Genomic DNA, 12,652 nt, shown 5'->3' with positions numbered 1-12,652 from the left:
TGCGTTGATAATTGGATAAGGCCAACAAGTTAAGCAATAGCTTTTGTATTTAATGTAATTTGTTTAAGCGCCTGCATTTAAGGGCAGGCTAAAACAAAAACGGCTGCCTTTACCGGGCTCGCTTTCAATACTGAAAATGCCGTTGTGTTTCTTAATGATCTCTGCTGCAATGTAAAGACCCAAACCTACACCTTGGTAAAGCATAGCTGTCTTGCTTACACGGTAAAATCGCTGAAACAACTGGTCTATATCTTCTTTGGCAATTCCAATTCCAAAATCCTCCACAATTACCATGATACTACCCGCTGCAATTTCGGCTTTAACTAATATTTTATCAGCCTGGGGCGAATATTTGATTGCATTATTCAACAGGTTTACCATTACTTGTTCTATCCGGAACTGGTCGCCCAGGTATTTTATGCTGACGGAGTTTTCCAGTAAAATCTTGTGCCTGTCGGCTGTTAGCTGCACATTACCAATACTATGGGTAAGGGCATCTGTAAAATTAAATTCGGCTATATTTAAATCTATCAGTCCTGCATTTATACGGGTAACATCCAGCAAATCTTCAATTAACCGCTCCAGGCGTTTAATACTGTGGTTGGCATTTAAAATGAATGCGTAAGTTTTGTCGGTTTTATCGGCTGTTTTCTCCAATAACTGGTTAATGGCCTTAATATTGGTTAGTGGGGTTTTAAATTCGTGGCTTACCATGTTAAAAAACTCATCTTTTTTGGCTTCGGCGGCAGCACGTCGTACTTTTTCCTGCTTTTGCGCTTGTATTTCCCGGTTAGCCATAATTAACTCGGCGGCACGTTTGCCCTTTTCTTCGTCCTGGAAATCAAGCTCCTTAAGGGCCGCAAGCAGCTCGGCGGCCCGCCTTCCTTTTTCTTCATCCTGTAAATCGAGTTCAATATTGGCAATAATCAGCTCGGCGGCGCGCTTGTCTTTTTCTTTGCTTTGGTAAACAAGTTCTTTATTAGCTATAATTAGTTCGTTAGCCCGTTTTTCCTTCTCCAGGTTCTGAAAAACAAGCTCTTTGTTGGCTATAATTAGTTCATTTGCCCGTTTTTCCTTCTCCAGGTTTTGAAAAATTAATTCGGTATTGGCTATAATTAATTCGGCGGCCCGTTTTTCTTTTTCCTGGTTTTGAAAAATTAGTTCAGTATTGGCCAATATCAGTTCGGCAGCCCGTTTCTCTTTTTCCGCGTTCTGAAAACTCAGCTGGGCATAAGCAAGTACAAGCTCGGCGGCTCGTTTTTCCTTTTCTTCGTTCTGAAAATCAAGTTCTTTGTTTGCAATAAGCAGCTCTTCGGCGCGTTTTCGTTTTTCAACGTTCTGAAAATTAAGCTCGATGTTTGCAATCATCAATTCATCAGCCCACTTTCCTTTTTCCTGGTTTTGCAGTTCAAGTTTTATCAGTGCCCGGCTTAAATCTTCGGCAAGTTGTTCGTTTTTCTGATGCTGGCTTACCAATTCTTTATTGGCAACGTTCAATTGTTCCGATAGCTTATTTACTTCCATAACACAGGGGCGACAATACCATTATTTAAATGAGATACCAACGCCGTCCGAACAGGTAGATATTTGTAAAATATTGCAAGCTGATTTTGAGTTGCTACGCTTAAAAAAACCGGATCTGCAATAGCACAAATGAAAGCCGGGATTGTTTTCGTAATTCTGAAAATAGATAAAAGAAATTAACTTAAAAAAAACGCTGTTAAATAAAGTTTGAAAAATAGTGCGCTGGTTGGCGGATTATACCAAACTGTAGATACTTTGCTATATAATGCCTAACAATTAAATAACAATTTAATAAAACAGTAAACACAGGCTACCCATTTAGCCACCTTATATTTGGCGTTTATTAATAGTTTGATTGTTTTATAAGGAGCTGTAATCAGTTTGGCTCAATTCGGCTGCACTATGATCCGATGCAAAAGCAATTTCTGCAACCAGTTATGCATCAACATAATTTTTCAGTTCGTCTGCAAAAAATAGTTTCGAATCCGGCCTGGGCGTTAGTGGCAGCGTTTGGTACTTATTTTTGTATGTACGGGTTTCGTAAGCCCTATACCGCGGCTACCTATGCCGATGCGATGTTTTGGGGTATTAACTATAAATTCCTGCTCATTATTGCACAAACCATTGGTTATGTTATTGCCAAATGGGTAGGGATAAAAGTAGTGTCCGAAATAAAACCACATCAGCGTATCCGGGCCATTTTGGGTTTTATAGCCTTTGCCGAGTTGATGTTGCTGCTTTTTGGCTTTATACCACGCCCCTGGAATATAATTTGCCTGCTGCTGAATGGTTTATCCCTTGGGGTGATATTTGGCCTGGTGCTGGGCTTTTTAGAAGGCCGCAAGCATACCGAGTTTTTAATTGCAGGGCTGTGCGCCAGCTTCATCGTATCTGATGGGGTATCCAAATCGTTAGGTACCATGCTGTTGAACTATGGAGTTACCGAAAGCTGGATGCCTTTTTTTGCGGGCCTGCTGTTTGCCGTGCCTACATTGATTTTTATAGGTATGCTGGCATTTGTGCCCTTGCCATCTGCCGCCGATGTGGCCGAACGATCGGCAAGGGAGCCTATGTGCAGCAAAGACAGGCGCGACTTTTTTATAAAATATGCACCGGGGCTTATAGGCATCATAACGGTTTATTTATTTGTAACCTTACTACGCAGCGTCCGTGCCGACTTTGCTCCCGAGTTATGGGCCGGCTTAGGCTTTCATCAAACGCCGGCTACCTTTACCCAATCGGAGTTGTTGGTTTCCTTCGCTGTTATAGTTATTATCAGTTTCGCKGTTTTTATTAGCAATCATTATAAAGCGTTCCGGTTTTCGCTCTTTATTTGCCTCGCGGGCTTTATTATTTTGTTGGCTGCTGTTTGGGGCTTAAATCACGGTTTGGGTACTTTCAACTTTATGGTGCTGTTGGGCCTGGGCGTTTATATGCCTTATGTGGCCATACATTCCATCGTATTTGAGCGCCTGATAGCCGTAACCAAAGAGCGTGCAAATGTTGGCTTCCTGATGTATATTGTTGATTCGGTTGGGTATACAGGTTATATCGTGCTTATGTTTTTAAGATATTTCACGCCTTCTACTGATTCGATACTGTTTATTTTTTTGAAAATATGTATTGCCCTGGGTATTGCCGGGGCGCTCATTGTATTGTTTTGCCATTGGTATTTTAAAATAAAGTTAAAAAGGAATGAACAACAAATTGCTCCGGTTCCCGGCTGGCAAGGCGGCCGTATTTAACGGTGCCGGCCTGCCTTTTGAATTTATAGAAAGGGAATTGCCGGTTATTAAACCCGGCGAAATATTGGTAAAAAACCTTTACACAACACTTTGCGGCAGCGATATACATACCTATTGCGGTCGGCGCGTTGAGCCGGCACAGGTAGTTTTAGGGCACGAAATTGTGGGCGATATCCTGTATATCGACCCGGCCCATCCGGCAAAAGATTTCAGGGGTGATGATATTAAAGTGGGGGATAGGGTTACCTGGTCTATATTTTCGGTACCTGCTGATGTAACCGCGCCAAGGCCCGATATGCCCCAAAAAAGCGACCAGCTTTTTAAATACGGCCATGCACTGGCCAATGGCAACGATGTATTTAACGGCGGCCTTGCCGACTATTGTGTACTGCATGCCAACACGGCACTTATCAAAATTTCCGCTGATATTCCCGTGCAGGTGGCTGCTACCATTAGTTGCGCCCATGCAACGGTTACCGGGGCGCTTAGGATAGCCGGGGATATTGCCGGTAAAAGGGTGCTGGTTTTTGGCGCGGGTTTATTGGGCCTGTCATGCGTGGCCATGAGTAAAGAAGCTGGTGCGTCATGGATTGGTTTAATTGATAACGATGAGTCGCGCCTGCATTGGGGCAAAAAATTTGGCGCCGATGAAAACTATATTTCGCCGGCCGACGACGCCACAGGCCTGCCATGGCCCGAGGTTGATGTTGTATTTGATATGACAGGCAGCCCACAGGCCATGCTCACAGGGATCGATTCGCTGGCCCTGGGCGGTATAGCCGTATGGATAGGAGCCGTGTTTCCCGCCAGGCCTGTACAGGTAGATGCCCAAAAGGTTGTACGCAAGGTTTTACAAATAAGGGGTTTGCATAATTATAATTATGAAGATTTTGTAAATGCGACCGTGTTTATAGAAAACAATTACACCAAATACCCATTTGAGGCGCTGATTGAAAAAGAATACACTTTGGATGAGGTATCAGAAGCCTTTACCTTTGCCAGCGACAGCAAACCGGTAAGGGTGGGCATAAAGATTGGAGATTAACACCTGGCAGGGGAAATGATTCTATACCAGGGAATTGAAAAAAAAGATTTACTAACAGATAAAAAATAGAATGATATGATAAAAATGGTTGTTTTTGATATGGCCGGTACTACAGTTGACGAGAATAACGTAGTATACAAAACGCTTCGGACAGCTATAAACGAGGCCGGTTATAACTTTAGCCTTGATGAGGTGTTGGCCCAAGGTGCAGGTAAAGAAAAATTGCAGGCAATAAAAAGCATATTACAGGCTTATGCAGGCATTGACGATGATACCCTTGCCGATGCCATCTACGCCAACTTTATTGTACAACTGGCGGATGCTTATGCCACGCTGGAAGTATTGCCGCAACCCAACGCAACAGATTTATTTGGTGCTTTAGCCGAAAGGGATATTATTGTAGTTTTAAATACCGGTTACAACCGGGAAACTGCCGAATCATTGGTTAAAAAATTAGGCTGGGAAGAAGGTGTAGAGTTTGATTTGCTGGTTACCGCTACTGATGTAGATAAAAATCGCCCCAACCCTGACATGATCCTGTTTGCCATGAAGCATTTTGGCATAACTGATGGTGCAGAAGTAGCAAAAGTTGGCGATTCGATTATTGATATTGAAGAAGGCCGCAATGCGGGTTGCTTACTGAATGTTGGTATTACCACGGGCGCGCATACTTTGCAGCAATTGCAATCGGCCAATCCCGAGGGTATTATTGATAATTTATTGGAGTTGTTGAAATTGGTGGATGCGGTTGAGTAGTCATCACCAAAAAAAGAAATCGCCATTTAAGTATAAATTAATGGCGATTTCTTTTTGCTGTTATACGAGTTAAATAATACCTAAAATCGTCACAAACCAAACAACCATTCTGCCTGTTGCTTAACCATCATGAAAAAACTAATTGTTTTTGACCTGGATGGCACCCTTGCCGAAAGTAAGGCAGCGATAGATGCCGAAATGGCCAAATTGTTTTCGGCACTGCTGGATGTGGCTAAAGTTGCCATCATATCTGGCGGCGACTGGCCCCAGTTTGAAAAACAGGTTATTGCCCACCTGCCTAAAGGTACAAAGCTGGCAAAACTTTCCATCCTGCCTACCTGTGGTACCAAGTTTTATCAATACAAGCCCACTGGCTGGAAAAAGATATATTCAGAGGATTTTACTGCCGCCGAAAAGAAAAAAATCATCAGTTCGCTAAATGAAGCCGTTGAAAAATCGGGTTTTAAGGCCGAAAAGATTTGGGGCGATCAGGTAGAGGACCGCGACAGCCAGATCACTTTTTCGGCCCTCGGTCAAAAAGCCCCGCTCGAACCTAAAAAAGCCTGGGATCCCGATTTTAAAAAGCGCAAAAAGATTAAAACTATACTGGATAAACTGATCCCTGATTTTGCCGTTAACCTGGGTGGCGCCACCTCCATTGATGTTACCAAACCCGGGATAGATAAAGCCTACGGAATGCACAAGCTGCGCGATATGCTGAAAATACCCATTAGCCAAATGCTGTTTATGGGCGATGCCTTGTTTGATGGCGGTAATGATTACCCGGCCCGTACTACCAGCGCCGATTGTATACAGGTGCGCGACCCGGAGGAAACAAAAAGGGTGATTGAGGGCGTAGTGGCCTGTTTAAAAAAATAGGGTTACAAGTTTCATTCAACGGGTAAAGCAGTAATAGTTGATTAACAAACAATTTTTGCCGGCTTTATATCTGCACCTTTCAACAAAGCAGTTTGAGCTTTACAACAAAACGTAGCCCATGGGTTCTCCCGATATTTGTATTAACAAACAAATAAAAAGAGACATGGAAAAAGTATGGTTTATTACAGGCAGCTCCCGCGGATTGGGACGCAGCCTCACAGCAGCAGTATTGGCCAAAGGAGATAAAGTAGCCGCTACAGCCCGTAACCCCGGGCAGTTACAGGATTTTATAGATAAATACCCTAACCAGGTGCTTCCCATTCAACTGGATGTAACAAGCCAGCAACAAATAAACGCAGCTATTGAAAGTACGATACAGCATTTTGGCCGCATAGATGTATTGGTAAACAATGCTGGCTTCGGTATTACCGGTGCTGCCGAAGCTTATACGGATGAGCAGGTGCATAGCCAGCTGGATACCAACCTGTGGGCACCTATAGCAATTACCCGCGCGGCCTTGCCTCATATGCGTAAACAACGGTCGGGGCATATTTTGCAAATCAGCTCCATTGGTGGTAGGGTAGGTAGCGGTGGTGTAAGCATTTACCAGGCAGCAAAGTTTGGCTTGAGCGGCTTTAGCGAGGGCCTTGCACAGGAAGTGGCCCCATTGGGTATCAAAGTAATTGTGATTGAACCGGGTGGTTTTCGCACAGATTGGGCCGGCGACTCGATGACTTACGCACAATCAATTGAAGGATACGAATCTACAGTCGAAAAAAGGGCCGCCTTTTTCAAAAGTGGCAATTTTAAACCGGTTGGCGACCCTGATAAGGCTGCAAAAATAATGCTTGAAATTGTTGACCATCCGCAGCCGCCACTACATTTAATACTGGGCAGCGAGGGCTTAGCAATTGTAAAAGCATCCGACGCCGCAAAAATGGCCGAACTTGAAAAATGGGCCCCCTTAAGTATTTCAACCGATCATGATGAATCGGAGAACTTCTTTGAGTCGGCGCAGGGAAAAGCATACCTCACGCTCAAAAAATAATCACCAGGAATAATAGCTGTGCAGGTTTATTTTACAGGCGCAGCTATTATTGTAAATTTGAATGATATGCTTAAACAGGATAAAGAACCCATTTTACAGCAAATAAAGCACTCCTGCTACATTACCAGGAGCAGGGAGGGCGAGCAGTTTGTGCCCGAGCATGTTTTTAGTTACCAGATAGCCGGCTCCATCCAGATAACCGACGGAGAGCATACTTATCATGTTAAAGAGGGTGATTTTAGGTTAAGCAAACGCAATCACCTTATCAAATTTATAAAATCGCCACCGCTCAATGGCGAGTACAGGGCTTTATCCATCTACCTCGACCAGCAAACCTTGCGTAACTTTAGTATAGAGTACGGCCTGAAATCAGAAAAGCATGATGCCGACGGGCCTTTTATCGCTTTAAAGCCCAACGCTTTATATAAAAGCTTTATGGAGTCGCTGTTGCCTTACCAGCAGAGCGGACATACCATTAGCAATGAGTTACAACGTTTAAAACTCCGCGAAGCTATATTGATATTACTGCAGGGCAATCCCGAACTTAACGATGTGCTGTTTGATTTCAGCGAGCCTGGTAAAATAGACCTGGAAGGCTTTATGAACAAAAATTACCAGTTTAATGTAGAGCTAAAACGCTTTGCCTACCTAACAGGACGGAGTTTGGCCACGTTTAAACGCGATTTTGAAAAAACCTTTCATACTACCCCCGGCAAATGGTTACAGCAGCGCAGGCTGCAACAGGCCCACTACCTGATTAAGCAGAAAAAGCAGGCCCCATCTGAGGTTTACCTTGAACTGGGTTTTGAAGACCTCTCGCACTTCTCGTTCGCGTTTAAAAAAGCCTTTGGCGTAGCGCCGTCTAAAGTTTAAAGTAAGCCTTCGGTGGCTAAAGTAACCGGGGGATAATCAATTTGTATTGAGTTGTTTAAATAAATAAAAAATCTAATTTTTAACGTAACCATTACGTTTTGGTTCACGTACAACAAGGTGTAAAAGGTTAGTTATTTATTGGTTTGAATTTTTGTTTGAAAACTCCCGGCTGCCAACCGGGAGTTTTTTTGTGTGATGGCGAAACCGCGTTAAACGTTCATGCCGCCCGATACTTCAATGCGTTGCGCATTAATCCAACGCGCATCTTCTGTGCACAAAAACGCTACCACGCCGCCAATATCATCGGGTACGCCAACACGGCCAAGTGCGGTTACACCGGCAATCATTTTGTTTACCTGCTCATTATCGCGTACCACGCCGCCGCCAAAATCAGTTTCAATGGCGCCGGGGGCCACGGTGTTTACCGCTATGCCGCGGGCACCCAGTTCTTTGGCCTGGTAACGGGTTAATACTTCAATGGCACCCTTCATGGCTGCGTAAGCAGCATAACCCGGGTTACTAAAACGTGCCAGTCCGCTCGATAGGTTGATAATGCGGCCACCATCATTAATCAGGGGCAACGCTTTTTGGGTTAAAAAGAAAACACCTTTTAAGTGTACGTTAACCAGTAAATCAAAATCTTCCTCGTTGGTATCAGCAAAGGGGGCGTGAATACCAATCCCTGCATTGTTAACCAGGAAATCGAAGTTGGTGGTGTCAAACTTTTCCTTCAAAACCGTTTTTAATTGATTAAAAAAGCCGTCGAAGCTTTTAACATCGCCGGCATCTAATTGCAGGGCGGCGGCTTTAACGCCCAGGTTTTCGGCTTCGGTTACCACGGCCTGTGCTTCATCTTGTTTGCTATGATAGGTAATTATTACGTTGATGCCTTTTTTGGCCAGGGCAAAAGCCATGTTTTTGCCCAAACCACGGCTGCCGCCGGTAATAAGGGCTATTTTATTTATTGGTTCCATTTGTGTATTTTAATTTAACAGCACAAAGGTAACACGCCATATTACGGCTGGTTTGCGCAATTCAATCCGAAGTTTACCAAAATCAAATCTTATTAGTTCATTGGTTTACTGGTTCATTAGTTCATTGGTGTTGTCTTTTTCGTTCATTGGTTCACTGGTTCATTAGTTTATTGGTGATTGGCGGTTAATTAGCTTGTTTGATAAGAGTGGTGATGTGTTTTATTTGGGCTATTTATCTCCAGCTATTCCGGTAACCAACTATGCCACCAATGAACTAATGAACCAGTGAACCAATGAACATTTTTTTCTACCTTTGGCCATCCAAATAATATGAAGTTTATTTATCAAACCTGGTGGAAGGTAGTAACCGTAATTGTGATTGTTTACACACTTATTGCGGGCTTATTACTTGGCGTGCCAACCATGCCCATCCTGCACGAAACTATCCGTAATACTTATTTCCACGTACCCATGTGGATGGCCATGTTTACTGTATTTACCATATCGGTTTACTACAGTATTAAATACCTGCAAACCGGTAAAGAGGAATACGACCTGATAGCCGTAGAAAGCGCTAATACAGGCCTTTTCTTTTTTGTTATAGGGCTTATAACCGGTATGCTTTGGGCCAGGTACACCTGGGGCGCTTTCTGGAGTAACGATCCTAAGCAAAACAGCGCGGCCATTGCGTTCCTGTTGTATTGTGCTTACTCGGTACTACGTAACTCTATCGATGAGGAGCAAAAGCGCGCCAAAATTTCGGCCATTTATAACATCTTCGCGTTCCCTATCATGATCGTACTCATTATGGTACTGCCCCGTATGACAGATTCATTACACCCCGGCAACGGCGGTAACCCTGCCTTCGGCAAGCTGGATATGGATAACCGCATGCGTATGGTATTGTACCCGGCATTTATTGCCTGGAGCGCTATGGGCGTGTGGATAGCATCGGTACGTTACCGCATCCGTTTAATTGAATATAAAAAGAACCAAATAAATTAATGAAAAAGTTAACATTAATGTTAATGTTGTTGCTGAGCTTTGCTACTGCTTTTGCACAACAGAATGGTCCGGTTGAAATGGCCGACGTGTTGCGCAGTTCGGGGAAAATATACGTCGTAGTGTGTACTATCGTGATCGTTTTTTTAGGACTGGCCATTTATCTGTTCTCTATCGACCGCAGGCTTAGAAAAATAGAAAAAAACCAATAATAAAAAAGATAGCCCTATTCTGTTTAAACACCGATTTTACTATGCATGCATAGTGTGTACCTGAAACACTAACTATAATATATTTGCAATATTGATAAAAATTGTACCAAATTTGCACACTTTTTTAAGAGTTTAATATTTATACAATAATTATGGATACCAATATTTTAGTTGCCGACCAGGAAACCCACTTTTTTGGCGACGTATGTAAAAACTTTGATTACGCAGCACAGTTTACCAAACACGACGCTGGTTTGCTGGATCAGATTAAGTCATGTAACAGTGTTTACCGTTTCCGTTTTCCTATCCGCAGGGGTAATGGTTTCGAGGTAATTGACGCCTGGCGCGTTGAACACTCGCACCACCAATCGCCAACCAAAGGCGGTATCCGCTACAGCGAAATGGTGAACGAGGATGAGGTAATGGCCCTGGCCGCCCTCATGACCTACAAGTGTGCTATCGTAAACGTTCCCTTCGGCGGCGCAAAAGGCGGCATTAAAATAGATCCTAAAAAATACACCGTAAGTGAACTGGAAAACATCACCCGCCGCTATACTGTAGAGCTGATCAAGAAAAACTTTATTGGCCCCAGCATCGATGTACCCGCCCCCGATTACGGCAGCGGCGAACGCGAAATGAGCTGGATTGCCGATACGTATGCCACCATGAACCCTGGTCAGCTGGATGCCATGGGTGCTGTTACCGGCAAGCCAATTGCCTTGCATGGTATTGCAGGCAGGAGGGAGGCAACAGGCCGCGGTGTAGCTATCGCTATCCGCGAGTGTGTTAGCTTTGGCGATGATATGCAAAAAATTGGCCTGCTGCCAGGTTTATCGGGCAAACGGATCATTGTGCAGGGTTTAGGTAACGTAGGTTACTACTCTGCCAAGTTCCTGGCCGAATTTGGCGCCATCATTGTAGGCCTTTGCGAATTTGAAGGCGCTATCTATAACGAAAACGGGTTGGATGTTGAAGCAGTTTTCCAGCACCGCAAAGCAAGTGGATCTATTTTGGGTTACGCAGATGCAACACAAGAATTTAAGAATACCATGGAAGGCCTGGAGCAGCCATGCGATATCCTGGTACCGGCAGCTTTAGAAAACCAGATAACCGAAGCCAACATCCGCAACATACAAGCAAAAATTATTGCCGAAGGTGCAAACGGCCCAACCTCGCCCGAGGCCGAAGCCATATTTTATGCCAACGGCGGTATCATCATCCCGGATATGTATGCCAATGCCGGCGGGGTAACGGTATCATATTTTGAGTGGTTAAAAAACCTGAGCCACGTAGCCTTTGGTCGTATGAACCGCAGGTTTGAGGAAAACTCAAACCTTAACCTGGTAAACATGGTAGAGGGCATCACCGGTACATCATTAACCCCGATGCAAAGGTCAACCATCATCAAAGGTGCTTCTGAATTAGAATTGGTAAACTCCGGTTTGGAAGATACCATGATCCGTTCGTACCACGAGATCAGGGAGATTTACAAAAACAACCCGGCTATTGATACCCTGCGTAGCGCTGCCATGGTAGGTGCAATTAATAAAATAGCAGTAAGCTACCAAAACTTAGGTATCTGGCCGTAAAATATTAGTCATTGGTCATTTCGCTTCGCTGTCATTGGTCATTTGCTTCGCAGTTATTGGTCATTTCGCTGCGCTGTCATTAGTCATTGGTCATTGGTGCAAAGCGTTTATAACCATGTTTTTGTGAGGAACGAAGCAATCGCGAACTGCGAAGGTTCGATGTTATAGTAAGAAAGGGGCAGGTTTGACAACTTGCCTCTTTTTATTTTCAACAACCTACCCCTTTAATGTAAATGCCGGAATTTAAAATTTGCCTCTTTTTAATTAATATTGGATAAAATTTAAAGAGGTGCAAAAGCCTAAATCGAACAGACCCGGCACAACCGAAATCCATGACGACGAGTATTTTACCTCGGCGCGTGTATTACTTGTTATACTTGCTCTTATTTCGTTTAGCTATATGTTTAGCTGCCTTGAACGCACACTTATCAACCCAACATGGCTGGTAACAGCAGGCATAGTTTCGGGTGTGTTAATTTTGCTGGCTATCAGGAAAAAGCAGCACCTGTATCGTTTCATGATATTGGGCGCATGCTCCTTAATGGTCAATATCCCGTTGATAATAAACAACGTATTTGCCAGTAATAAATTCGTAACACTAAAACAACCCATTATTCAAAAACAATACAAGCAAGGTAAATCCGATGCTTATGTGGTTGTCAATTACCAGGGATTGGTTAAAAGTATACCTGTTTACGATGAGTCTCAACTCGACAGCTCATCCTATCTCCTATTAACGGTTAATAAAGGGCTGTTGGGTTATTACGTTATCCAACAAAGTAAACTGGTCAAAGAGTAATACATACAATACAGCTTATCATGGCATTGCCTGCGGCCCGCGCTATGCGCTTATACGCGCACCGGGCATTAGCTCGGGCCTGTACCGGCAATACTTCGCTAATGCGGGCTGTTCGCTCTTGCTTAACTGACATCCACATAATTTGTAAACATTTCCCGCATTTTTATATCTTGTCCCCAAATCAACATCAATGCAAACCCGAACCT

12 protein-coding genes are annotated in these 12,652 nt (G+C 43.7%); 10 read left to right on the top strand and 2 right to left on the bottom strand.

Annotated features, from left to right (window positions below):
- Positions 1 to 63: 63 nt before the first annotated feature.
- Positions 64 to 1,524: a sensor histidine kinase gene (locus AC1DU2_RS24800; protein ID WP_477387695.1), complete on the bottom strand. Its 1,461-nt coding sequence runs from the start codon at positions 1,522 to 1,524 to the stop codon at positions 64 to 66.
- Between the two features lie 437 nt (positions 1,525 to 1,961).
- Between AC1DU2_RS24800 and AC1DU2_RS24795 the strand changes: the two genes are divergently transcribed.
- From AC1DU2_RS24795 to AC1DU2_RS24770, 6 genes are all read left to right on the top strand, one after another.
- On the top strand, positions 1,962 to 3,269 hold the full coding sequence (locus AC1DU2_RS24795) for a DUF5690 family protein (RefSeq protein WP_477387693.1): 1,308 nt from the start codon (positions 1,962 to 1,964) through the stop codon (positions 3,267 to 3,269).
- Positions 3,220 to 4,314, top strand: a complete 1,095-nt coding sequence (locus AC1DU2_RS24790; protein ID WP_477387691.1) for a zinc-binding dehydrogenase — start codon at positions 3,220 to 3,222, stop codon at positions 4,312 to 4,314. The genes AC1DU2_RS24795 and AC1DU2_RS24790 overlap by 50 nt, the downstream gene beginning before the upstream one ends.
- A gap of 75 nt (positions 4,315 to 4,389) precedes the next feature.
- Entirely contained in the window at positions 4,390 to 5,070 is a 681-nt protein-coding gene (locus AC1DU2_RS24785) for a phosphonatase-like hydrolase (protein WP_477387689.1), read from the top strand.
- A gap of 129 nt (positions 5,071 to 5,199) precedes the next feature.
- Entirely contained in the window at positions 5,200 to 5,949 is a 750-nt protein-coding gene (locus AC1DU2_RS24780) for an HAD-IIB family hydrolase (RefSeq protein WP_477387687.1), read from the top strand.
- 163 nt (positions 5,950 to 6,112) lie between these two features.
- Positions 6,113 to 6,997, top strand: coding sequence for an oxidoreductase (locus AC1DU2_RS24775; protein ID WP_477387685.1), 885 nt, complete (start codon positions 6,113 to 6,115; stop codon positions 6,995 to 6,997).
- 18 nt (positions 6,998 to 7,015) lie between these two features.
- A complete protein-coding gene (locus AC1DU2_RS24770) occupies positions 7,016 to 7,870 on the top strand; it encodes a helix-turn-helix domain-containing protein (protein WP_477387683.1) in 855 nt (284 codons plus the stop codon).
- A 209-nt stretch (positions 7,871 to 8,079) separates the two neighbouring features.
- On the opposite strand, the gene AC1DU2_RS24765 is transcribed toward AC1DU2_RS24770, so the two are convergent.
- On the bottom strand, positions 8,080 to 8,844 hold the full coding sequence (locus tag AC1DU2_RS24765) for an SDR family NAD(P)-dependent oxidoreductase (protein WP_477387681.1): 765 nt from the start codon (positions 8,842 to 8,844) through the stop codon (positions 8,080 to 8,082).
- Positions 8,845 to 9,174: 330 nt separating this feature from the next.
- On the opposite strand from AC1DU2_RS24765, the gene ccsA reads away from it, so the two are divergent.
- From ccsA to AC1DU2_RS24745, 4 genes are all read left to right on the top strand, one after another.
- Positions 9,175 to 9,849 (top strand): cytochrome c biogenesis protein CcsA, encoded by a 675-nt coding sequence (gene ccsA / locus AC1DU2_RS24760; RefSeq protein WP_090644907.1) that lies wholly within the window; start codon positions 9,175 to 9,177, stop codon positions 9,847 to 9,849.
- On the top strand, positions 9,849 to 10,058 hold the full coding sequence (locus tag AC1DU2_RS24755) for a CcmD family protein (protein WP_090644910.1): 210 nt from the start codon (positions 9,849 to 9,851) through the stop codon (positions 10,056 to 10,058). Before ccsA ends, AC1DU2_RS24755 begins: the two co-directional genes overlap by 1 nt.
- Before the next feature lie 152 nt (positions 10,059 to 10,210).
- Positions 10,211 to 11,647, top strand: a complete 1,437-nt coding sequence (locus AC1DU2_RS24750) for a Glu/Leu/Phe/Val family dehydrogenase (RefSeq protein ID WP_477387679.1) — start codon at positions 10,211 to 10,213, stop codon at positions 11,645 to 11,647.
- Between the two features lie 289 nt (positions 11,648 to 11,936).
- Positions 11,937 to 12,446 carry a hypothetical protein gene (locus AC1DU2_RS24745; RefSeq protein WP_477387677.1) on the top strand — a complete coding sequence of 170 codons (510 nt, stop codon included), beginning with the start codon at positions 11,937 to 11,939 and terminating at the stop codon, positions 12,444 to 12,446.
- Positions 12,447 to 12,652: the final 206 nt, after the last annotated feature.

The sequence above is a fragment of the Mucilaginibacter sp. P4_C11 genome (assembly GCF_056402115.1).
This window is presented reverse-complemented; position numbering and strand designations above follow the sequence as displayed.

What these genes read in the sequence shown, in the direction of transcription:
- AC1DU2_RS24785 (WP_477387689.1), top strand. Translation starts at nt 4,390, where the DNA reads ATGATAAAAATGGTTGTTTTTGATATGGCCGGTACTACAGTTGACGAG.
- AC1DU2_RS24790 (WP_477387691.1), top strand. Translation starts at nt 3,220, where the DNA reads ATGAACAACAAATTGCTCCGGTTCCCGGCTGGCAAGGCGGCCGTATTT.
- AC1DU2_RS24775 (WP_477387685.1), top strand. Translation starts at nt 6,113, where the DNA reads ATGGAAAAAGTATGGTTTATTACAGGCAGCTCCCGCGGATTGGGACGC.
- AC1DU2_RS24800 (WP_477387695.1), bottom strand. Translation starts at nt 1,524, where the DNA reads ATGGAAGTAAATAAGCTATCGGAACAATTGAACGTTGCCAATAAAGAA.
- AC1DU2_RS24755 (WP_090644910.1), top strand. Translation starts at nt 9,849, where the DNA reads ATGAAAAAGTTAACATTAATGTTAATGTTGTTGCTGAGCTTTGCTACT.
- AC1DU2_RS24780 (WP_477387687.1), top strand. Translation starts at nt 5,200, where the DNA reads ATGAAAAAACTAATTGTTTTTGACCTGGATGGCACCCTTGCCGAAAGT.
- AC1DU2_RS24750 (WP_477387679.1), top strand. Translation starts at nt 10,211, where the DNA reads ATGGATACCAATATTTTAGTTGCCGACCAGGAAACCCACTTTTTTGGC.
- AC1DU2_RS24765 (WP_477387681.1), bottom strand. Translation starts at nt 8,844, where the DNA reads ATGGAACCAATAAATAAAATAGCCCTTATTACCGGCGGCAGCCGTGGT.
- ccsA (WP_090644907.1), top strand. Translation starts at nt 9,175, where the DNA reads ATGAAGTTTATTTATCAAACCTGGTGGAAGGTAGTAACCGTAATTGTG.